The sequence below is a fragment of the Halobacillus sp. Marseille-Q1614 genome (genome assembly GCF_902809865.1).
Lineage (GTDB): Bacteria > Bacillota > Bacilli > Bacillales > Halobacillaceae > Halobacillus_A.
This window is the reverse complement of record NZ_CADDWH010000001.1, coordinates 3,022,714-3,042,283: the sequence shown is the minus strand read 5'-3', so window position 1 is coordinate 3,042,283 and position 19,570 is coordinate 3,022,714. Positions and strand designations below refer to the sequence as shown.

Below are 19,570 nucleotides of genomic sequence, written 5' to 3'. Positions count from 1 at the left end.
TAGATGAGGTGGCGATAGCGAAGAGGTCACACCTGTTCCCATGCCGAACACAGCAGTTAAGCTCTTCAGCGCCGATGGTAGTCGGGTATATCCCCGTGAGAGTAGGACGCTGCCTCATTAATAAGCTTCACTATTCCACAGTAGCTCAGTGGTAGAGCAATCGGCTGTTAACCGATCGGTCGTAGGTTCGAATCCTACCTGTGGAGCCACTTGCTTCCATAGCTCAGTGGTAGAGCACTTCCATGGTAAGGAAGGGGTCGCCGGTTCAAATCCGGCTGGAAGCTCTGAAGAAGAACATTTTTTTGGCCCGTTGGTCAAGCGGTTAAGACACCGCCCTTTCACGGCGGTAACACGGGTTCGAATCCCGTACGGGTCACCATTTGGAGGATTAGCTCAGCTGGGAGAGCACTTGCCTTACAAGCAAGGGGTCGCAGGTTCGAGCCCTGCATCCTCCACCATTTAGCCGGCCTAGCTCAATTGGTAGAGCAACTGACTTGTAATCAGTAGGTTGGGGGTTCAAGTCCTCTGGCCGGCACCATTGATTCCATTTTTGAATAGTGGAGGGATAGCGAAGTTGGCCAAACGCGGCGGACTGTAAATCCGCTCCCATCGGGTTCGTAGGTTCGAGTCCTACTCCCTCCACCATTTTATTTAAAAAGATGGAATAAATAAGTTGGATATGGTAATAATACTTAATGTCATCAATGGGCCATAGCCAAGCGGTAAGGCAACGGTTTTTGGTACCGTCATGCGCTGGTTCGAATCCAGCTGGCCCAGCCATTTTTTCAACTTACATCTAGCTTAAATAAGAGCTAGGTATTTTCTTGTGTTTAAATGATTTTTAATTTATGAAAACCACTTATTATTAAGGGCCATTAGCTCAGTTGGTAGAGCAAGCCAACCACATGAGTAAGCTTCCTGCAGGCTTGCGAGGAGTGCGGCATCACTGAATAAGCTTGCAACACGACGAGCATCGTCACTCAACAAACTTACGAGAACTTATTTTAATTACGAGCCATTAGCTCAGTTGGTAGAGCATCTGACTTTTAATCAGAGGGTCGGAGGTTCGAGCCCTCCATGGCTCACTTTTAATTTTCATCCGCACCTGAGTGCGGGAGTAGTTCAGTGGTAGAACACCACCTTGCCAAGGTGGGGGTCGCGGGTTCGAATCCCGTCTCCCGCTCCATTGTTCGGGGCCTTAGCTCAGCTGGGAGAGCGCCTGCTTTGCACGCAGGAGGTCAGCGGTTCGATCCCGCTAGGCTCCACCATACATAATCAGAATTACATCATTAGGCTGTCATCATTGAGATGTCAGCCTTTTTTTGTTAAGCAGTTTTTCTTAAGACAGCAGGAATAAAAAGGGGTGTTCCTATGAAAAAAGCTGTTTTTATCGACCGTGACGGTACACTTGGGGGAAGCAGCCAAATTGAATACCCAGGAAGCTTTACATTATATCCTGAAGTAAGAGAGCATCTCGAACTTTTAAAAAAGAACGGGTTTCTCGTATTTTCTTTTACCAATCAACCAGGGATCTCTAAAGGTAAATCAACAGAAAAGGCATTTAAATAGGAATTGCTGGGGTTTGGAATGGATAGTGTGCAGAAAGCCTAAAACCGGCATGATCGAGCAAGCCTGTAAAGATAATGAATTTAATCTCCAGGAAAGATGGGTGATTGGAGGTCGAATGAAGGACATACAGGCAGCCGAACAGGCTGGCACTAAAAGTACTAGTCTTAACAGGGGCAGGAAGTGAAGGTGCCGATTTCATAGAAAGACTCCGGAAATATTTCAAAAAATGATGATAGCTGATAGTCTGAACCATGCTATAAAAAAGGTGATTTCTCATTTATAACGTATATATATACACAATTTTGTCTAGTTGAGTCATTGGTATGAAAACGTCTACAATTAGATGAGATAGTAAAAGGAGGAATTTGGTATGGTTAAGCAAATCTCTATTGTAGGCGTACCTATGGATTTAGGACAGAGCCGCAGAGGTGTTGATATGGGTCCGAGTGCTATTCGCTATGCGGGGGTGTTGGAGCGCTTGGAGCAGTTAGAATTAGACATAGAAGATTTGGGAGATATTGAAATTTCCCGTCCTAAACGTCAAAAAGAGCAAAAAGAGGATAACTTAAGAAACCTTACAGAAGTCGCTGAAGGTAACCTGCGTTTAGCAGAAAAAGTGGATGCTGTTGTTCAAAAAGGTAATTTTCCATTAGTTCTTGGAGGAGATCACAGTATTGCAATGGGGACACTTGCAGGAATCTCAAAGCATTATAAGAGCTTAGGGGTTATTTGGTACGATGCTCATGGAGATTTAAATACGGGGGAAAGCTCGCCGTCTGGAAACATTCATGGGATGCCGCTGGCTGCAAGCTTAGGAATAGGGCATGAAAAGCTTACAAATATATTAGGATACTCACCTAAAGTAAAACCGGAGAACATTCTCATTATTGGAGCACGTTCTTTAGATGCCGGGGAAAAAGTATTAATAAAAGAAAAAGGTATAAAAGTATATAGTATGCATGAAGTAGATAAAATGGGAATGCCTGCCGTAATGAAAGAAGCAATAAATTATTTAAAGGATCGCACAGACGGGGTACATTTAAGTTTGGATTTAGATGGGCTTGACCCTAATGAAGCACCAGGTGTCGGAACACCGGTCCTTGGCGGGTTAAGCTATCGTGAGAGTCATTTAGCTATGGAAATGTTAGCTGAATCTCAAATGATCACATCTGCAGAGTTCGTTGAAGTCAATCCGATCCTTGATGAAAAGAACAAAACGGCCAACATGGCGGTAGGATTAATGGGTTCCCTGCTTGGTGAAAGTTTAAAATAAAAGGTATGCGTTAGGGCTTTTAATTCAGCAGCTGACCCTTTGGAAGGACGGTTGCTGGTCCTTTTTTTTCTCATATTCATTTAGCAGCCGATCTAATTTTGCACTTACATATACAACATGCTTAGATGTTAATGAATACTTCTTTGTCAGCCGGTTCATTTCATTTCTGCAATCCTCAATTTCATTTAACAGCTTTCTCTCCGCGTTCAATGTTTTCACCTCCCTTAGACCTCAATGGTCTTTCTATTACCTTTTTTTCTATATGATAAACATAATTTGTATGAATTTTGAAACCTTATTGCGGAACTATACGTATAGGTAACACCGCATAATCAGCGGAGGTATAGGATATGGAAAACATGATAAAGAAAAAAATTAAAGAGCTCAAAAAGGGCGATCCATCCGCATTTGAGGATATTGTTACCTTTTATCAGAACAAAGTGTATCATATCTGCTACCGAATGGTCGGTATTCCATCAGAGGCGGAAGATCTGGCCCAGGAAGCTTTTATACGGGCATATACGAATATAGACCGTTACGATGAGCGCCGTAAGTTCTCTACTTGGCTCTACCGCATTGCAACGAATCTCACAATTGACTGGCTGAGAAAAAGAAAGCCGGACTATTATCTTGATGCGGAAGTAAAAGGTACAGATGGACTGAATATGTACTCTCAGTTAGCAGTCGATCAAGCGCTTCCTGAAGAAGAAGTGGAAAGTCTGGAGCTTCAGAATTACATTCAGCGCGAAATGCTGGCCTTGCCTCCTAAATACAGAAGCGTTATTGTATTAAGGTATTTAGATGAACTGTCGCTGCAGGAAATTGCAGATGTACTGGAAATTCCGGTAGGGACGGTAAAGACAAGGGTGCACCGGGGCCGGGAAGCCTTGAGAAAAAGGCTTCGACATGTGTAAAGGAGTTGAGGGAATGAACTGCAAAAAGGAAGCTGTAGTACTTATGCATAAGTACTTGGATGGCGAACTAAATAAAGAAGAAGAACGACGACTGCGGGACCATCTCCAGGCTTGCCCATCGTGCCAGAGTCATTTTCATGAATTAAAACGATCCATTACTTTAATAAAAAGCACCGACTCTCTTCCTGCTCCGGAGAATTTTACGGCACAGGTCATGAATAACCTTCCTAAACAAAAGAAAAGAAAAAGCTATGTCCGTACTCTGCAAAGGCATCCGTTTATTACGGCTGCTGCGGTATTCTTTCTCCTGATGTTTAGCGGGATTTTATCCGTCTGGGAACAGGACCAGCAGATGACAGTTTCTAAACAAGAGAATCTTATCATTCAGGATGATACCGTCATTGTACCTGAGGGAGTAACGGTACAGGGGGACTTAGTTGTACGTAATGGAGATCTTAAAGTAGAAGGAAAGATCGATGGAGACGTAACGTTAATTAATGGAGATTTTATTACGGATGAACCCGAAGGCCCGCTGGCCAATGGTGAGAACTACCAGGCTTATGCCAGCGGCGAAATTAACGAAGTGAATCAAGTTTTTGAGTGGATGTGGTACCATACGAAAAACTTCATAACGGATGTTTTCTCCTTCGGTTCTGATTCTGAATAAATCAACTATGCATACCGCCATGCACATCATGGTGGTTTTATTTTTGTCTTCTCCATTTAATATTAGTAAAATTGGAAATATGGTATAATAAACAGGCTATGGCTTTTTATTAAAGTTGAATATCTTCAAAAGGAAGTGTAAGCATGCTTGATGGGGGATTTGAGTTTTTAGATCTATTTTTAATTGCTATTGATATTGCCCTTGTCTGGTTTGTTGTATATAAATTAATCATGCTTATCCAAGGCACAAAGGCCGTTCAGTTATTAAAAGGTATATTCATTGTCTTGGCTATATGGTTATTGAGTAATTTATTTGGACTGACCACACTGAGGTGGCTGATGTCACAAGCAATTACTTGGGGTTTCTTAGGAATCATTATATTATTCCAGCCCGAACTGCGACGGGCGCTTGAACAGTTGGGCCGAGGAAGCTTCTTCAGCCGGACGGGTGGAGAAGAAGAGGACGGCGAGAAGTCTCTTCAGGCGATTATTAAGTCGTGCAACTACATGGCTAAGCGGCGGATTGGTGCATTGATTACGATAGAAAGAGAAACCGGCATGGGGGATTATGTGGAAACAGGCATTCCTGTCGGCGGACATTTAACAAGTGAATTATTAACGAACATATTTATACCGAACACGCCGCTGCACGATGGAGCCGTAATACTTAAAGAAAACAAAATTGTAGCAGCCGCTTGTTATCTGCCATTGTCTGAAAGCCCGTTTATTTCTAAGGAATTAGGGACACGGCACCGTGCAGCTATGGGAATCAGTGAAGTCACTGATGCGGTAACCATTGTAGTATCTGAAGAAACAGGAGCGATTTCCTGTACGAAAAATGGAGAGCTGCACAGGCAGCTCGATCAGGAAACGCTGGAAGACATTTTACGAAGCGAGCTCGACTTTGGCGCTAAAAATCCTGCCTCTAAATCCTGGAACTGGAGGGGGAAAAAGAATGGATAATTTATTTAAAAATAAATGGGTTCTCCGAATTATTTCATTGCTTTTAGCTGTGCTCCTTTGGGTTTCCATCAATGTGGATGATAATATGGATTCTGATTCTCAATGGTTTAATGATACCACCTCTGAAAGAGAAGTCATGAACGACGTTCCTCTTGAGGTTCGATTTGATAACGACCAGTATGTTGTCAGCGGACTGCCGCAAAACGTAGTGGTTACTGTAGAAGGCCCCACCAGTTCACTGGCTCCGGTCGTCCGCCAGAGAAACTTTACGGCGTTTGTCGACCTCAATGATTTAGGACCGGGAACGCACGAAGTAGATGTTCAGCATTCCGGTATCTCCAATCAATTAAAAGTAAATATGGATCCTGAAGAAGTAGAAGTGACGATTGATCAAAAAGTAAATGAAGATTTTCCGATCAGTGTGGATTATATAAATGAACAGGAAATTTCTGATGAATATACGATTGGGGAAGCGGCACTTGATCCCCAGCAAGTAACGATTACTGGTTCAGCTGAAGCTATTGAGCGTGTAGCTTCTGTCAAAGCTATTATCGACGTCGGAGAGGCTGACGGTGACTTAGAGGCTCTCAAGGCTCCTGTAAAAGTATATGACGACCAGGGGAATGAGCTAAACGTACTTTTGGACCCTACCACTGTAGATGTATCAGTACCGATTCAGCGCTCAGAGAAAGAGGTGCCTGTCTCCTTTGAAGCAGAAGGCGACGCGGCTGACGGTGTAAGCATAGAATCAATCACCTCTGATACAACCAATGTAACGGTTATAGGACCTAACAGCGTTCTTGAAGAACTTGAGGAAATTGAAAACATTCCGGTTGATGTAGAAGGAATTACGGAAGATGAGACCGTGGAAATAGAAGTGCCGGTTCCTGAGGAAGCTTCAAGTGTTGATCCGGAAACAATTGAAGTGAATGTGGAAGTGGACCAGGCAGCAGACGCCCAGTAAAATAACAGATTCGGGCTCTTCCAGAAAAACAATTAAGAAGCGACAACGAAAGAGAGGTTTCAATTAATTATGGGTAAATATTTTGGTACAGATGGTGTAAGGGGAGTAGCGAATAAAGAACTTACTCCCGAACTGGCTTTTAAATTAGGACGCTATGGCGGATATGTTCTTACTAAAAATACAGAGCGTCCAAAGGTGCTTATCGGACGTGATACGCGTATTTCCGGGGAGATGTTAGAAGGCGCATTAGCTGCAGGTCTTCTCTCTATAGGAGCGGAAGTGATGCGCTTAGGCATTATTTCTACACCGGGTGTAGCTTATTTAACGAAAGCATTACAGGCGGAAGCGGGTATTATGATTTCAGCCTCCCATAACCCTGTAGAAGACAACGGGATCAAATTTTTCGGCCCCGACGGCTTTAAACTGACAGACGATCAGGAGTTAGAAATCGAAAAATTACTCGATGAACCTGGGGATAACCTCCCACGTCCTTCTGGAGAGGACCTTGGCCAGATTAATGACTATTTTGAAGGCGGCCAGAAGTATATGCAGCACCTGAAACAAACGGTCGATTTTGATTTTGATGGGCTACATATTGCTCTTGACTGTGCGCACGGGGCTACATCGTCTTTAGCCTCTCACCTTTTTGCGGATTTAGAAGCAGATATTTCATCGATCGGGTCTTCTCCTGATGGATTAAATATTAATAAAGAAGTAGGTTCTACTCATCCGGAAGCCTTACAGCAGCTGGTAAAAGAGAAAAACGCTGATATCGGATTAGCTTTTGATGGCGATGGCGACCGTCTAATCGCTGTTGATGAGAAAGGTTCCATTGTCGATGGCGACCGCATTATGTTCATCTGCGCGAAGCATATGAACGAAAAAGGGCTGCTGAACCACTCAACAGTTGTATCCACTGTAATGAGCAACCTTGGCTTCTATAAAGCAATTGAAGCTAATGGAATGAAGAGTGACAAAACAGCAGTGGGCGACCGTTATGTGATGGAAGAAATGCGCCGCGGCGGATACAACCTTGGTGGTGAGCAGTCCGGCCATATCATCTTCTTAGATCACAATACGACGGGAGACGGCATGCTTTCTGCTCTGCAGCTTGTGAACGTCATGAAAGAGACAGGCAAGCCGCTTTCAGAGCTGGCATCTGAGATGGAAAAATTCCCTCAAGTATTAATCAATGTACGAGTCATTGATAAGCAGGCTGTACAGACCCATCCGCGCATTCAGGAAGTAATTAAAGCGGTAGAAGGAGAAATGGGAGACAGCGGTCGCGTTCTTGTCCGTCCATCCGGTACAGAACCGCTTGTAAGAATCATGGCAGAAGCTCCAACCGAAGAAGAATGTGAAAAGTACGTGAATAAAGTAGTACAGGCTGTTGAAGAAGAATTAGGCATGAAAGAATAATGAATAAAGGCGCAGGCCGGGCACAAGCAGCCCTCCTGCGCATATTTTATTTAATATGAAAGAAATGTAAATGTTATTGACCCTAAAGCTTGGTTTCGGGTAAAATGAGGCATAGCTTCGAAAAAAGTGTTTAACCTTCAGTGTTTCGGGTTATATAAGTAGAGGCTTTATTCAAAGCATAAAAGGGAGGAAAGTAAGAACGGTATTTAATTAAAGCGCCAGGACTGTGCTGAGGGCACAGTTGACGAGGAGGAAGTTCATCGAGTGTTCGGCGGATGCTTCCCGGTTGCTGCACTTCAACCGCATGTTTGTATGTTAAACCAAAGAGGCGACTCTTTGTTCAAACCATACGAATAAAGTGTCAATAAAAAAACGTTAACGGGAAAGGGGCATGCAACGGCCCCTGTTAACTTTTACGCAGACCGTTGGATGCTCCTTTCTTGATTTTAGGAGGATACAATATATGTGTGGAATTGTAGGATATATCGGACAAGAGGATACGAAAGAGATTCTATTAAATGGTTTAGAAAAGCTTGAATATAGAGGGTACGACTCTGCAGGAATAGCAACTTTAAACGGCGGAGTAAAAATTTCTAAAGTAAAAGGACGCATCGCGACGCTTCGAGAAGCGGTGGATGAAAACATTCATTCAACGTTAGGAATCGGGCATACACGCTGGGCCACTCACGGTGCTCCAAGTAAAGAGAATGCTCACCCTCACCAAAGTGCATCTGGGCGCTTCACCATCGTACACAACGGCGTTATCGAAAACTACTTGGACGTGAAAAATGAGTATTTAGCCGATGTGGAACTGAAAAGTGAAACAGATACTGAAATCATTGTGCAGCTGATTGAAGTTTTAAATAACGAACTTCAGGATGTAGCCGCTGCTTTCCGTAAAGCTGTTAATCTTTTAACTGGTTCTTATGCGATTGCACTAATCGATGCTGAAGATGAAGAAACTATTTATGTAGCGAAAAATAAGAGTCCTTTACTCGTCGGCTTAGGAGAAGAATTCAACGCCGTAGCGAGTGACTCTATGGCTGCTCTTCATGTAACCGATCAGTTCCTTGAGTTAATGGATAAAGAAACTGTTCTTCTTCGTCGTGACGAAGTTATCATTCAAAATCCAAACGGAGAAAAGGTAACTCGTGAACCATTTAAAGCAGAGCTGGATGCGACTGATATTGAAAAAGGTACGTATCCTCACTTTATGCTGAAAGAAATCGACGAACAGCCATTTGTTATTCGTAAAATCATTCAGGAGTATCAAAACGAAAATGACGAAATTAAACTGGATCCTGAAATCCGCAAAGCTATGAAGGAATGTGACCGTATTTATATTATTGCGGCGGGCACAAGCTACCATGCTGGTCTTTTAGGTAAGCAGTTTATTGAAAAATTAGCGAACATTCCAGTAGAAGTGCATGTGGCTAGTGAGTTCTCTTACAACATGCCGCTGCTTTCTCAGAAGCCGTTATTTATCTATATTTCCCAAAGCGGCGAGACAGCTGACAGTCGTTCAGTACTCGTCCAGACGAAAGAACTTGGTCACCCGGCATTAACGATTACAAACGTACCAGGCTCCACCCTTTCCCGTGAAGCAGACTATACGCTGCACCTGCACGCAGGTCCAGAAATCGCAGTTGCTTCAACAAAAGCTTATACAGCTCAAATGGCTGTACTTGCTATCTTAGCTGTGGATACAGCCCGCGCCAAAGGTCTTGAATTAGACTTTGATCCGATGCAAGAGTTAGGAATTGTAGCAAACGCTATGGAAGCCCTGACTGACCAGAAAGAACAGCTTGAAGAACTGGCAGGAGAATACTTGCCGACGACACGCAACTGCTTCTTCATCGGACGCGGCATTGACTATTATGTAGGATTAGAAGGATCCTTAAAACTAAAAGAAATCTCCTATATCCAGGCAGAAGGATTTGCCGGCGGAGAATTAAAACACGGAACGATCGCTCTTATCGAAGAGGGTACGCCAGTGATCGCGCTTGCGACACAGAAGAACGTTAACTATTCCATTCGCGGTAACGTTCAGGAAGTAGTAGCACGCGGAGCAAACAGCATGATCATCAGTATGAAGGGGCTCGACAAAGACGGCGACGCCTTTGTAATCCCGCAGGTACACGATCTGCTGACACCGCTTGTTTCTGTGATTCCACTGCAGCTGATTTCTTACTATGCTGCGCTTCACCGTGACTGTGATGTTGATAAACCTCGTAACCTTGCGAAGAGTGTAACAGTAGAATAAATGAAAAAACGGAGGCCTAAACGGTCTCCGTTTTTTTATATAGCTCTTCATCCCCCGTAGTAATCTCTATACCAGTCCACAAACATACTTATACCTTTTTCAATAGAGGTCGAAGGCTTAAAGCCAAAGTCGTTTACCAGCTCATCGATATCCGCATACGTAGAAACCACATCTCCTTCCTGCAGGGGTAGAAATTCCAGCCTGGCTTTTACACCAAGCTTATCTTCAATTACAGAGATGAATTTCATCAGCTCTACAGGCTGGTTATTGCCAATGTTATAAACTTTGTAAGGCGCATAGCTTGAGCCTGGGTCCGGAGATTTGCCATTCCAATTGGGGTTGGGGGCTGCCTTTTTTACGATGATTGGCGTAATACCTTCAATAATATCATCAATATAAGTAAAATCTCTCTGCATCTTACCATAATTAAATACTTTAATTGGTTTTCCATCGAGTATAGCTTTTGTAAAAATAAAATAGGCCATATCCGGTCGTCCCCACGGACCATAGACGGTAAAGAAGCGGAGGCCGGTCGTCGGCAGATTGTATAGATGGCTGTAAGTGTGGGCCATGAGTTCATTGGCTTTTTTTGTAGCGGCATACAAGCTTACGGGGTGGTCAACGTTATCACTTACAGAAAAGGGCAATTTGGTATTGGCTCCGTACACAGAGCTTGAGGAGGCGTAAATCAGGTGATTGATTTTATGGCGGCGGCACGCTTCCAGTATATTTAAGAACCCGACGATATTTGAGTCTATATAAGCCCTTGGATGCTCTAGGCTGTAGCGGACTCCTGCCTGGGCGGCTAAATCGACGACGACAGAGAACGTGTGCTGCTTAAAGAGCTCTTCTACCTGATCTTTATTCTGTCGGTCGATTTCTTGAAAAGTAAAGCGTGGATCTTTCAGCCAATTGAGACGGTCTTTCTTTAACTGAACATCATAGTAATCATTCAAGTTATCGATGCCCACGACAGCATGGCCATCCTGAAGCAGTCTTTTTGTAAGGTGAGCTCCGATAAAACCTGCAGCTCCTGTTACTAAAATCATAGATTCACCCTCTTCTGCTAAAGAAGTACTTTTTTTTATTACTATATGTCGGGAGGACTTGTTCGTATGTATGGCCCTGCACTGTATATGGAAGCAGGGCGTGTTACTGATCTGTGTCATCCTGGGGAGCCGGGGAGTTCGAGAGGATTAGAGAGGAATCATCGCCAAGTATTCCATTTATCGTATGTTGCTTTGAGTTTTTGCCGACAATTTTTGTTCTTTCTCCAAAGATGCTTTTTGAAATCTCATAAGGAATGTTTTTTAAACATGAATCTTTTAAAATAATGCTGTTATTAATACGGCATTTCTTAATCGTCGTATTTGGTTCAATAGAAACAAAAGGGCCAATTACCGAGTCTTTTATTTTACAGTTTTCCCCGATGACTACAGGGGGGATGATCACGGTGTTTTCTACGAGGTCATGATGATTGATATCTTCTTTTTTCTGAAGCATCCATTCATTCGCCTCCAGCCATCTGTCCATTGTCCCGACATCAAAGGCTGGTTTATGAGCTTTGACATAATTTATGGCATATCCTTGATTAATCATCCATTGAATAGCATCCGTAATCTCATATTCTCCTCTAGATGAAGGTGTTATCGAATGGATGGCTTTAAATATCAGCGGTGTAAAAATATATACCCCTATGACAGCAAGCTTTGATTTTGGCTTTTCAGGCTTTTCTACAAGATTTATAATTTTTTTCTTTTTAACTTCTGCGATCCCATAATCCTCAGGATTTTTCACTTTCGTCAGCATGATGCTTCCGTCTATGTTTTCCTTGTCAAATGATTCTTTTAAGTGCTGGAAGGGTTCGTCAATTAAGTTATCTCCAAGAAGGAGCACGAAAGATTCGGACCCTATAAAATCTTCAGCCTGACTGACAGCATGAGCAATGCCTTTAGGTTCATTTTGAACGATGTATCGAACCGTCAGATCATTCTCCAGATTTAAATGATCTTCAAACGTTTCCTGCTGTCCGGGTGGAATGACTAATCCTATTTCCCGTATGCCGATGTTGTAAAGCTGGAGAATTCCATATTGGATAACGGCCTGATTGGCTACAGGGAGCAGGGGTTTTGGTTTCGTATAAGATAGCGGCCGTAATCGGGTTCCTCTTCCGGCTGTTAAGATTAATCCTTTCATGGCTTCCTCCTTTCTAAATTTTCATTACTCATAACCTATCCCTTGATAATGAAAACCTAAGCTTTTTAAATAGACAGCGTCCAGCATGTTACGGCCGTCAAAGATAGAGCCATCCTTCATGAGGGAATGGATCTTCCCCCAGTCCAGTTCACCGTATTCTGGCCAGTCGGTGCAAATCACAATGAAGTCGCAGTCTTTGGCAGCGGCGTAAGCACTGGGAAATTGTTCAACTCCTTGATCCAGCCAATTCTTTGTAAGTTTCACAACTGGGTCGTGGACCTGAACCTGCGCTTTTTCCAGAAGGAGCTTCTCGATGGTAGAAAAGGAGACAGATTCCCTCGTATCATCCGTGTGTGGTTTGAACGAAAGCCCAAAGACAGCTGCTTTTTTCTTCTCCAGCGGGCCAACTTTCTGTTTGATTTTATCTATAAAATACTGAGGCTGGGACTGGTTGACTTTTTCTGCTTCTTGCAGGATGTGAAGCGGACAGCCGCTGTTCTCTGCAGTCCAGAGCAGCTCTTTTGTATCTTTAGGAAAACAGGAGCCGCCGTAGCCTAAGCCGGCTTGCAGGAAGGCGGGGCCAATTCTATGGTCAAGTCCCATTCCCTTGGAAACGTCCTGAATTTCGATCTTTTTTTGATCGCACAGCCGTGCGATTTCGTTAATAAAAGAAATTTTTGTGGCTAAAAAAGCATTCGATGCATACTTAATCATTTCAGCAGCTTGTGACGAAGTGGTTACGATGGGGCAGTGAAAGGCTTGATATAGTTTTGTCAAAGTGTGTAAGGCTTTACTGCTTTCACTTCCGATAACAATACGGTCAGGATTTAAAGCATCATGCAGGGCATTTCCTTCTCTTAGAAACTCCGGGTTCATAGCCGTATGAAGAAGAGAGGAATCCACACTGGATGATTGTACCCACTGCTCTAAATTCCTTGTGGTTCCTATAGGCACGGTGCTTTTAATTACGACGATCTTTTCGCTGGCTTTATAGCGGCCGATCATTTCGGCTGCCTTTTTAATATAACGGAGGTCTGCCTTCCCACTGCTTAATGAAGGAGTGCCTACCGTAATAAATATAATATCGTGGCCTTCGATCGCTTTTTGCGGATCCGTAGTGAAGAATAATTGTTTGTTTCGTATTCTTTCAACCATCATTTCCTGTAATTCCGGCTCATGAAAATATAGCTTACCCTCTTTTAGGGAGGAGATTTTCTCTTCATCAACATCGAATCCAGTTACTAGATGACCAGCCATGGCTAGAGCTGTACTCATCGTTGTCCCTACATATCCCATCCCTATGAATAAAATTTTCATTAAAGATTCTCCTCTTTGAAAACGATCATACTACCACTACTATATTGGCAATCTCGAAATGGGTAACGGCGAATAAAAGCCTATTTTCAGTTTTTTTCATTCCCTATCGTGACATTAGCCATTGCCCCATACGTTCTGTCAGGAACCGAATAAGATGATTTATATAGGAGGTGAAATCATGTCAGATCAAATCATAAAACCGTGGTTAGACGAGAATCCCTTAGAAGAAATGTACGTTCCTCAATATATCGTAGACATGGCTTATGAAGTGGCTGAATTCTACGATTTTACTGTTTACGGAATGACAGTTATGGCAACGAAAGATGAAAAAGGAGGAGCTATCTGGAAGTTAGACACAGATAAAGGCACATACAGCCTGAAGCTTCTGCATCGCACTCCGATCCACAGTAAGTTCAGCCTGGGCGCCCAGGAATATTTAGTTCAAGAGCAGAAAGCCAGGGTTCCTGCCATTATTCCAACGAAAAATGGAGAGAAGTATGTACTAAAGGGAGGGAAGTTATGGTTTGTGGCAGATTGGATCGATACTTTGTATCAGCTTCCTCAAGATCTGGAAGGTACAAAGCAGCTTTGTTATGCGCTGGGAGAGTTTCACAGACTATCTAAAGGCTATATCCCGCCCGCGGATGCACAAGTCGTTTCTCGTTTGAACCGATGGCCAAGAACGTATCAGCGAGTGGAGAAGAAAATGAACTGGTTTAGAGATATAGCGAACGCCTATATCGAAATGCCGGCAAGTGCAACGATTCTTTCTGTCATTGATATGTTTCAAGAACAAGCAAGGAAGGCGATCGAACGACTTGAGAATTCATCTTATGATAATATCATAGCTCGCGGTACAGAAGAGGTAGGGCTCGTTCACCAAGATTACGGCTGGTCAAACGCTCAAATGGCTGACGATGGTGTCTGGATCATTGATTTAGACGGAGTGTCTTATGATATTACAATTCGGGATTTAAGAAAGATGATTATAGACAGGATGCACGCTCTTGGGCAATGGGATATTCACTGGGCCCGGGAGATGATTCAGGCTTATCATGAAGCAAACCCAATTTCTGATGAAGTCTATGAGATGCTGCTGATCGACTTATCGCTGCCCAACTTATTTTATAAGAATATTAAATATATGGTGTATTCACCGACGACTTTTTTAAACGAAGAGCTTGAGCAAGAAGTCCAATCCATTATAAAACTAGAAGAATCTAAATGGTCAGTCCTCGAAGAACTGGCTAACGACAGGAAAGGAGGTTCATAAGGTTGAAGATTTTAATTATATGTACTGAAAAATTACCCGTCCCGGCTATTCGTGGAGGAGCGATTCAAACCTATATTGACGGTGCAGTGTCCATTTTAAAAAGGAATCATGATATCACGATCTTAGGAAGAAGTGATGAAGCACTCCCTAATGATGAAAGGAAAGATGGGATTCGTTATGTGCGGGTAGATGGAGGTTTATTAGAACCATACCGTGAAAATGTTGCGGACTTTCTAAGGAACTCCCCTGAAACTTATGAGCTGATTCATATTTTTAACAGGCCGCGCTTAGTAGGGGCTGTACGTGAGTTAGCGCCTGATTCGAAAATTGTATTAAGCATGCACAATGATATGTTTAAGCCGGAGAAGATTGACCGCGAAGAAGGAGCAGAGGCTGTCCGGAAGGTTGATAAAATTATTACGATCAGTAATTATATTGGTGACACGATCAAAGGGTTCTTTCCAGAAGCAGCCCCTAAGCTGCAGACTATTTATTCAGGCGTAGATTTGGACCGTTTCGTTCCGGTTTATTCAAGCCAGGCAAGAGAAATGAGAAACAGATTGCGGACAGAGCACAATTTAACAAATAAAAAAGTGATCCTGTACGCAGGCAGGCTTTCACCTAATAAAGGAATCGATGTCCTCGTCCGTGCCATCCCTGAATTGGCGAAGAAGAATGAAGATATCGCACTCGTAATTATGGGGAGTAAATGGTTTAGCGATGATGGGATTTCCGATTATATCGCGTACGTACGGGCGCTCGCTGAAAGGCTGCCAATCCCTGTAGTCCTCACAGGCTTTGTGTCACCCGATAAAATTCACGAATGGTTTGCCGCGGCTGATGTTTTTGTATGTACGTCCCAGTGGCAGGAGCCTCTGGCACGTGTGCATTACGAAGCTATGGCTGCTGGTCTGCCTATCGTTACTACGAATCGTGGAGGAAATAAGGAAGTCATTGACATTCATAAAAATGGTCTCGTCGTTGAAAATCCTCAGGATCCGGGAGAGTTTGTCCAGCATATTTCCTATCTTCTCTCCAACACTGGATTAAGGGAAGAGATGGGAAGATACGGGCGGGCGCTCGCTGAAAAACATTATTCCTGGGATCGGGTCGTTCAGGATATTTCACTAGTTTGGGAGCATGTAGAGCGTTCAGAAAGTGAGGAACAAATCGCGGCTGTAAATAGAGAGGAATTCTATTTAGAGTCAGCAGCTGATGAATTCGGTGAATCTTCATTTATTCCGCACTTGGATGAAGAAATGGAGGCAGCATCAGAGACAGGCGTCATGAGCTTTAAGTCCGCCTGTTTAATAATGTTGTATTTCTATTTAAAAGCGAAACGGATGAGGTAGTTCATGAAAAACCCCCAGGCGGTAGTAATCACCTGGGGGTTTATTAATTATTAAAGGTACTGTTTTAATGCCGGATTCATCGTCGCTTTTAAAGTGCTGATGCTGTGATCAAACTGCTGCTGTTCTTTAGCGGACAGTTTCATTTCAAGCACCTCACGGATACCTTGGCGGTTCACAATAGTTGGTACTCCGGCATAAACATCCTCGGCTCCATACTCGCCGTTAAGATGAGCACTTACGGTTAAAATACTGTTTTCATTACTCAGGATCGCTTTCGTAATTCGGACAAGGCTCATCGCAATCCCGTAATGGGTCGCTCCTTTTTTCTGAATGATCTGATAGGCCGCATCTCTTACATTTTCGAAGATATGATCGAGGTCCTTATCATGATAATCAGCTTTCGTTTCAATATATTTAGAAATTGGGACACCGCCGATAGTGGCATTGCTCCAGACTGGAAGCTCGGTATCACCGTGCTCGCCAATAATATAGGCATGCACATTTTGCGTAGCGACGTTGAAGTAGTCACTTAGCAGATAGCGGAACCGTGCGGTATCTAACGTAGTACCGCTGCCAATCACACGTTCTTTTGGCAGGCCGCTGAACACTTGAGTGGCTTGGGTTAGTATATCTACTGGGTTAGTAGCCACCAGGAAAATACCGTCAAATCCACTCTTCATCACGTCATCTACGATTCCCTTAAAGATTTTCATGTTTTTCTCTACAAGGTCAAGCCTGGTTTCCCCAGGTTTCTGGTTGGCTCCTGCACAGATACATACAATGTCTGCATCCAGGCAGTCGTTATAATCTCCATACCAAGTGTTTGTTGAGGAAGGGGAAAAGGCCTTCCCATGGTTAAGGTCCATCGCATCGCCGATCGCTTTTTCTTTATCTAAATCAATAATTACTAATTCTTCAATTACAGCCTGGTTAATTAAAGCAAAGGCATAGCTGCTTCCAACTAAACCTGCACCAATTAATACAACACGATTAACTTTTTCTTTTCTTGGACTATTCATTAACCGATCACTCCTATAGTAGGTTGGAAATCATTTCATGTCTATATTGTGCAATATTTCACAAAGTTTTTCAACCCCTTTTGCTAACATTTCTGTATTTACGAGAAAAAGAGAACATTCGGAAACAAGGGATCTTCAAAACTGAAGGCCGCCATTCCTAAAGCTCTTTCATTATTCCTTTGAAGTCAATATTCTGCCAGCCCAGATTAGGTGTAAACAATATTTTCCCCTGTTTGTCTACAGATCCTGGAACGCCGATGCCAATACCGGCAATATGGTATTCACTTGACGGTGCGGCAGCCGCCGCTCGATTTGCGAACCACGCGACACTAGCAGGCCATACATTTGAACATGAACTTCGTTATGCCCGTGTCAACAACCTGCTTGGCTCAGTAGATGCCAACCAGGGCCATCCCCTGCTGGGCTGGGATACCGATGATTTCCCGACGGACTTATATTCTACAACATTAGCCATGTATGAAATTATTAAAAATGGCGGCTTAGGCCGGGGCGGATTGAACTTTGATGCAAAAGTGCGTCGTGGATCGTTTACACGGGAAGACCTCTTCCTGGCTCATATTGCCGGTATGGATGCTTTCGCAGTAGGGCTGCGAGTAGCTCAGAAGCTGATCGATGATAAAGTTCTTGATGGAATTGTGGAAGATCGTTACAGCAGCTTCAAAGAGGGTATAGGAAAAGAAATTGTAGAAGGAACGACGGACCTTTATAAGCTTGAGCAGCATGCTTTGCAGCTTGATGAAATTAAGCATGAGTCCGGCCTTTTAGAGCTTATCAAATCAAACATCAACCAATATCTATTAAAAGCCTACGCAGGAGAGTAATCGTATGAAATATGTAATTGGGATTGATCTTGGGACTAGTGCCGTAAAGCTTTTACTAGTGAACCAAAAAGGAAAAATTGAACATGAAGTCTCCAAGTCCTATCACTGATTCAGGAGCAAAATGGTTACAGTGAACAGGATCCAAAAAACTGGGTGGATCAGACACTTGATGGATTAAAAGATTTAGTTCAGGAGTTTAACGGCCATGTGGAAGATATAGAAGGTATAAGTTTTTCCGGGCAGATGCACGGGCTTTTCCTTCTCGATGAAAACCATGAAGTTTTAAGGCCTGCGATTCTTTGGAATGATACGAGAACGACCGATCAGTGCCGGCAGATTTATGAAACGCTTGGAGAGAATAAGCTGCTTGAAATTACTAAAAACCCGGCACTTGAAGGCTTTACACTGCCGAAAATCTTATGGGTGCAGGAAAATGAACCGGAGATTTTTGAAAAAGCAAAGACGTTCCTACTGCCTAAAGACTATTTACGCTATAAGCTGACAGGACAGATTCACATGGATTATTCCGACGCTGCCGGCACTTTGTTGTTAGCTATCGAAGAAAATATGTGGAGTGAAGAAATCTGTGAAGCTTTTAATATCCCGGCTGCCCTATGCCCGCCGCTTGTAGCTTCTCATGAAAAAGTCGGTAACCTGTTGAATGCAGAAGAAATCGGGCTGCCTCAAGCTCCCAGCGTTTTCGCCGGCGGTGCCGACAATGCCTGCGGGGCCATCGGTTCAGGTATTTTAGATGTAGGAAAAACGCTGTGCAGCATTGGGACTTCAGGAGTCGTTCTTGCTTATGAGCAGGATCGTGATAAAGATTTCAATGGAAAAGTTCATTATTTTAATCATGGAGCTCCGGACGCTTACTATGCCATGGGAGTTACCCTGGCTGCGGGTTACAGTTTAAGCTGGTTTAAAGATGTGTTTGCAAAAAAAGAATCTTTTGAAGAGCTTGTAGCGGAAATTGCTTCTGTGCCTGCAGGATCGAACGGCTTACTGTTTACTCCTTACATAGTAGGTGAGCGGACGCCTCATGCGGATGCTTCCATCCGCGCCAGCTTTATTGGGATGGACAGCTCACATGAACGCAAGCATTTTGTGAGAGCTGTTATGGAAGGGATTACGTTTTCTCTCTATGAGTCAATCAGTATTCTCAGGAAAAGCGGCAAATTGATAGATACGATTGTCTCCACCGGGGGCGGGACGAAAAATAAGGATTGGCTTCAGATGCAGGCTGATATTTTTGGAGTAGAAGTCATGAAGCTCTCAAGTGAGCAGGGACCCGGCATGGGCGCTGCCATGCTGGCGGCTTACGGAAGCGGATGGTTTGATTCCCTAAAAGAATGTGCCGACGAATTTCTTGAGATAGGGCAGACGGTCAAACCAAATGAAGAAAATGTAAAAGCATATAGAGAGTTGTTTAGCATTTATCAAGAAGTCTATAATCAAACTGAATCGTTGAACTAGCAGCTCGCACCATATCGTTAACATTATAAAAGAAGAAGGCTGTACTCAAGTGGACAGCCTTCTTCTA

General features: G+C 43.4%; 17 protein-coding genes, 10 tRNA genes, 1 rRNA gene and 2 pseudogenes. 24 read left to right on the top strand and 6 right to left on the bottom strand.

From position 1 onward, the window contains the following. Nucleotides 1-4: 4 nt before the first annotated feature. The 14 genes from rrf (at nt 5) to rocF (ending at nt 2,842) form a co-directional block, all read left to right on the top strand. Nucleotides 5-118: ribosomal RNA gene (rrf, locus tag HUS26_RS15205) — 5S ribosomal RNA — on the top strand. Nucleotides 119-134: 16 nt separating this feature from the next. Then, nucleotides 135-209: transfer RNA gene (locus HUS26_RS15200), tRNA-Asn, on the top strand. A gap of 3 nt (nt 210-212) precedes the next feature. Beyond that, a tRNA-Thr gene (locus tag HUS26_RS15195) sits at nt 213-284 on the top strand. 20 nt (nt 285-304) lie between these two features. Continuing rightward, a tRNA-Glu gene (locus HUS26_RS15190) sits at nt 305-379 on the top strand. Between the two features lie 3 nt (nt 380-382). After that, nucleotides 383-458 (top strand) — tRNA-Val (locus tag HUS26_RS15185). A 4-nt stretch (nt 459-462) separates the two neighbouring features. Then, nucleotides 463-538: transfer RNA gene (locus HUS26_RS15180), tRNA-Thr, on the top strand. Between the two features lie 21 nt (nt 539-559). Next, nucleotides 560-645, top strand: a tRNA-Tyr gene (locus HUS26_RS15175). Between the two features lie 60 nt (nt 646-705). Continuing rightward, nucleotides 706-780, top strand: a tRNA-Gln gene (locus HUS26_RS15170). A gap of 232 nt (nt 781-1,012) precedes the next feature. Continuing rightward, nucleotides 1,013-1,085 (top strand) — tRNA-Lys (locus HUS26_RS15165). Nucleotides 1,086-1,111: 26 nt separating this feature from the next. Beyond that, nucleotides 1,112-1,186 (top strand) — tRNA-Gly (locus HUS26_RS15160). 6 nt (nt 1,187-1,192) lie between these two features. Next, nucleotides 1,193-1,268 (top strand) — tRNA-Ala (locus tag HUS26_RS15155). Nucleotides 1,269-1,371: 103 nt separating this feature from the next. After that, a complete protein-coding gene (locus HUS26_RS15150; RefSeq protein ID WP_173917922.1) occupies nt 1,372-1,569 on the top strand; it encodes a hypothetical protein in 198 nt (65 codons plus the stop codon). A 13-nt stretch (nt 1,570-1,582) separates the two neighbouring features. Continuing rightward, nucleotides 1,583-1,753: an HAD hydrolase-like protein gene (locus HUS26_RS20295; protein ID WP_173917921.1), complete on the top strand. Its 171-nt coding sequence runs from the start codon at nt 1,583-1,585 to the stop codon at nt 1,751-1,753. 186 nt (nt 1,754-1,939) lie between these two features. Further along, complete coding sequence (gene rocF, locus HUS26_RS15140) at nt 1,940-2,842, top strand: arginase (RefSeq protein ID WP_173917920.1); 903 nt, start codon at nt 1,940-1,942, stop codon at nt 2,840-2,842. Nucleotides 2,843-2,866: 24 nt separating this feature from the next. On the opposite strand, the gene HUS26_RS15135 is transcribed toward rocF, so the two are convergent. Beyond that, nucleotides 2,867-3,052, bottom strand: a complete 186-nt coding sequence (locus tag HUS26_RS15135; RefSeq protein WP_256371070.1) for an aspartyl-phosphate phosphatase Spo0E family protein — start codon at nt 3,050-3,052, stop codon at nt 2,867-2,869. A gap of 140 nt (nt 3,053-3,192) precedes the next feature. Between HUS26_RS15135 and sigW the strand changes: the two genes are divergently transcribed. The 6 genes from sigW (at nt 3,193) to glmS (ending at nt 10,031) form a co-directional block, all read left to right on the top strand. After that, nucleotides 3,193-3,756 (top strand): RNA polymerase sigma factor SigW, encoded by a 564-nt coding sequence (gene sigW / locus HUS26_RS15130; protein ID WP_173917919.1) that lies wholly within the window; start codon nt 3,193-3,195, stop codon nt 3,754-3,756. A gap of 13 nt (nt 3,757-3,769) precedes the next feature. Further along, nucleotides 3,770-4,423, top strand: a complete 654-nt coding sequence (locus tag HUS26_RS15125) for an anti-sigma factor (protein ID WP_173917918.1) — start codon at nt 3,770-3,772, stop codon at nt 4,421-4,423. 143 nt (nt 4,424-4,566) lie between these two features. Beyond that, nucleotides 4,567-5,385, top strand: a complete 819-nt coding sequence (cdaA, locus tag HUS26_RS15120; RefSeq protein ID WP_173917917.1) for a diadenylate cyclase CdaA — start codon at nt 4,567-4,569, stop codon at nt 5,383-5,385. Further along, on the top strand, nt 5,378-6,349 hold the full coding sequence (locus tag HUS26_RS15115) for a YbbR-like domain-containing protein (protein ID WP_173917916.1): 972 nt from the start codon (nt 5,378-5,380) through the stop codon (nt 6,347-6,349). The genes cdaA and HUS26_RS15115 overlap by 8 nt, the downstream gene beginning before the upstream one ends. 69 nt (nt 6,350-6,418) lie before the next feature. Then, nucleotides 6,419-7,768 (top strand): phosphoglucosamine mutase, encoded by a 1,350-nt coding sequence (glmM, locus tag HUS26_RS15110; protein ID WP_173917915.1) that lies wholly within the window; start codon nt 6,419-6,421, stop codon nt 7,766-7,768. A gap of 463 nt (nt 7,769-8,231) precedes the next feature. Continuing rightward, the gene (gene glmS, locus HUS26_RS15105; RefSeq protein WP_173917914.1) at nt 8,232-10,031 is read left to right on the top strand and encodes a glutamine--fructose-6-phosphate transaminase (isomerizing); all 1,800 of its coding nucleotides are present in this window, start codon (nt 8,232-8,234) and stop codon (nt 10,029-10,031) included. Between the two features lie 47 nt (nt 10,032-10,078). Here glmS and HUS26_RS15100 read toward each other — a convergent pair whose 3' ends face one another. The 3 genes from HUS26_RS15100 to HUS26_RS15090 form a co-directional block, all read right to left on the bottom strand. Beyond that, complete coding sequence (locus HUS26_RS15100; protein WP_173917913.1) at nt 10,079-11,080, bottom strand: NAD-dependent epimerase; 1,002 nt, start codon at nt 11,078-11,080, stop codon at nt 10,079-10,081. Nucleotides 11,081-11,183: 103 nt separating this feature from the next. Next, on the bottom strand, nt 11,184-12,227 hold the full coding sequence (locus HUS26_RS15095) for a glucose-1-phosphate thymidylyltransferase (protein ID WP_173917912.1): 1,044 nt from the start codon (nt 12,225-12,227) through the stop codon (nt 11,184-11,186). Nucleotides 12,228-12,251: 24 nt separating this feature from the next. Next, on the bottom strand, nt 12,252-13,544 hold the full coding sequence (locus HUS26_RS15090) for a UDP-glucose/GDP-mannose dehydrogenase family protein (protein WP_173917911.1): 1,293 nt from the start codon (nt 13,542-13,544) through the stop codon (nt 12,252-12,254). Between the two features lie 178 nt (nt 13,545-13,722). On the opposite strand from HUS26_RS15090, the gene HUS26_RS15085 reads away from it, so the two are divergent. Together HUS26_RS15085 and HUS26_RS15080 are read left to right on the top strand one after the other, a co-directional pair. Next, the gene (locus tag HUS26_RS15085; protein WP_173917910.1) at nt 13,723-14,817 is read left to right on the top strand and encodes a CotS family spore coat protein; all 1,095 of its coding nucleotides are present in this window, start codon (nt 13,723-13,725) and stop codon (nt 14,815-14,817) included. 2 nt (nt 14,818-14,819) lie between these two features. Next, entirely contained in the window at nt 14,820-16,169 is a 1,350-nt protein-coding gene (locus HUS26_RS15080; RefSeq protein WP_173917909.1) for a glycosyltransferase family 4 protein, read from the top strand. Between the two features lie 50 nt (nt 16,170-16,219). Here HUS26_RS15080 and HUS26_RS15075 read toward each other — a convergent pair whose 3' ends face one another. Then, nucleotides 16,220-17,188, bottom strand: a complete 969-nt coding sequence (locus HUS26_RS15075) for an L-lactate dehydrogenase (RefSeq protein ID WP_173917908.1) — start codon at nt 17,186-17,188, stop codon at nt 16,220-16,222. 157 nt (nt 17,189-17,345) lie between these two features. Beyond that, complete coding sequence (locus HUS26_RS15070) at nt 17,346-17,447, bottom strand: ROK family protein (RefSeq protein ID WP_254434300.1); 102 nt, start codon at nt 17,445-17,447, stop codon at nt 17,346-17,348. A gap of 55 nt (nt 17,448-17,502) precedes the next feature. Here HUS26_RS15070 and HUS26_RS15065 point away from each other — a divergent pair. After that, a pseudogene (locus tag HUS26_RS15065) lies at nt 17,503-18,030 on the top strand (xylose isomerase); the annotation flags it as partial. A 4-nt stretch (nt 18,031-18,034) separates the two neighbouring features. Next, nucleotides 18,035-19,503: pseudogene (gene xylB / locus HUS26_RS15060) on the top strand (xylulokinase). The last annotated feature ends 67 nt before the right edge of the window (nt 19,504-19,570 follow it).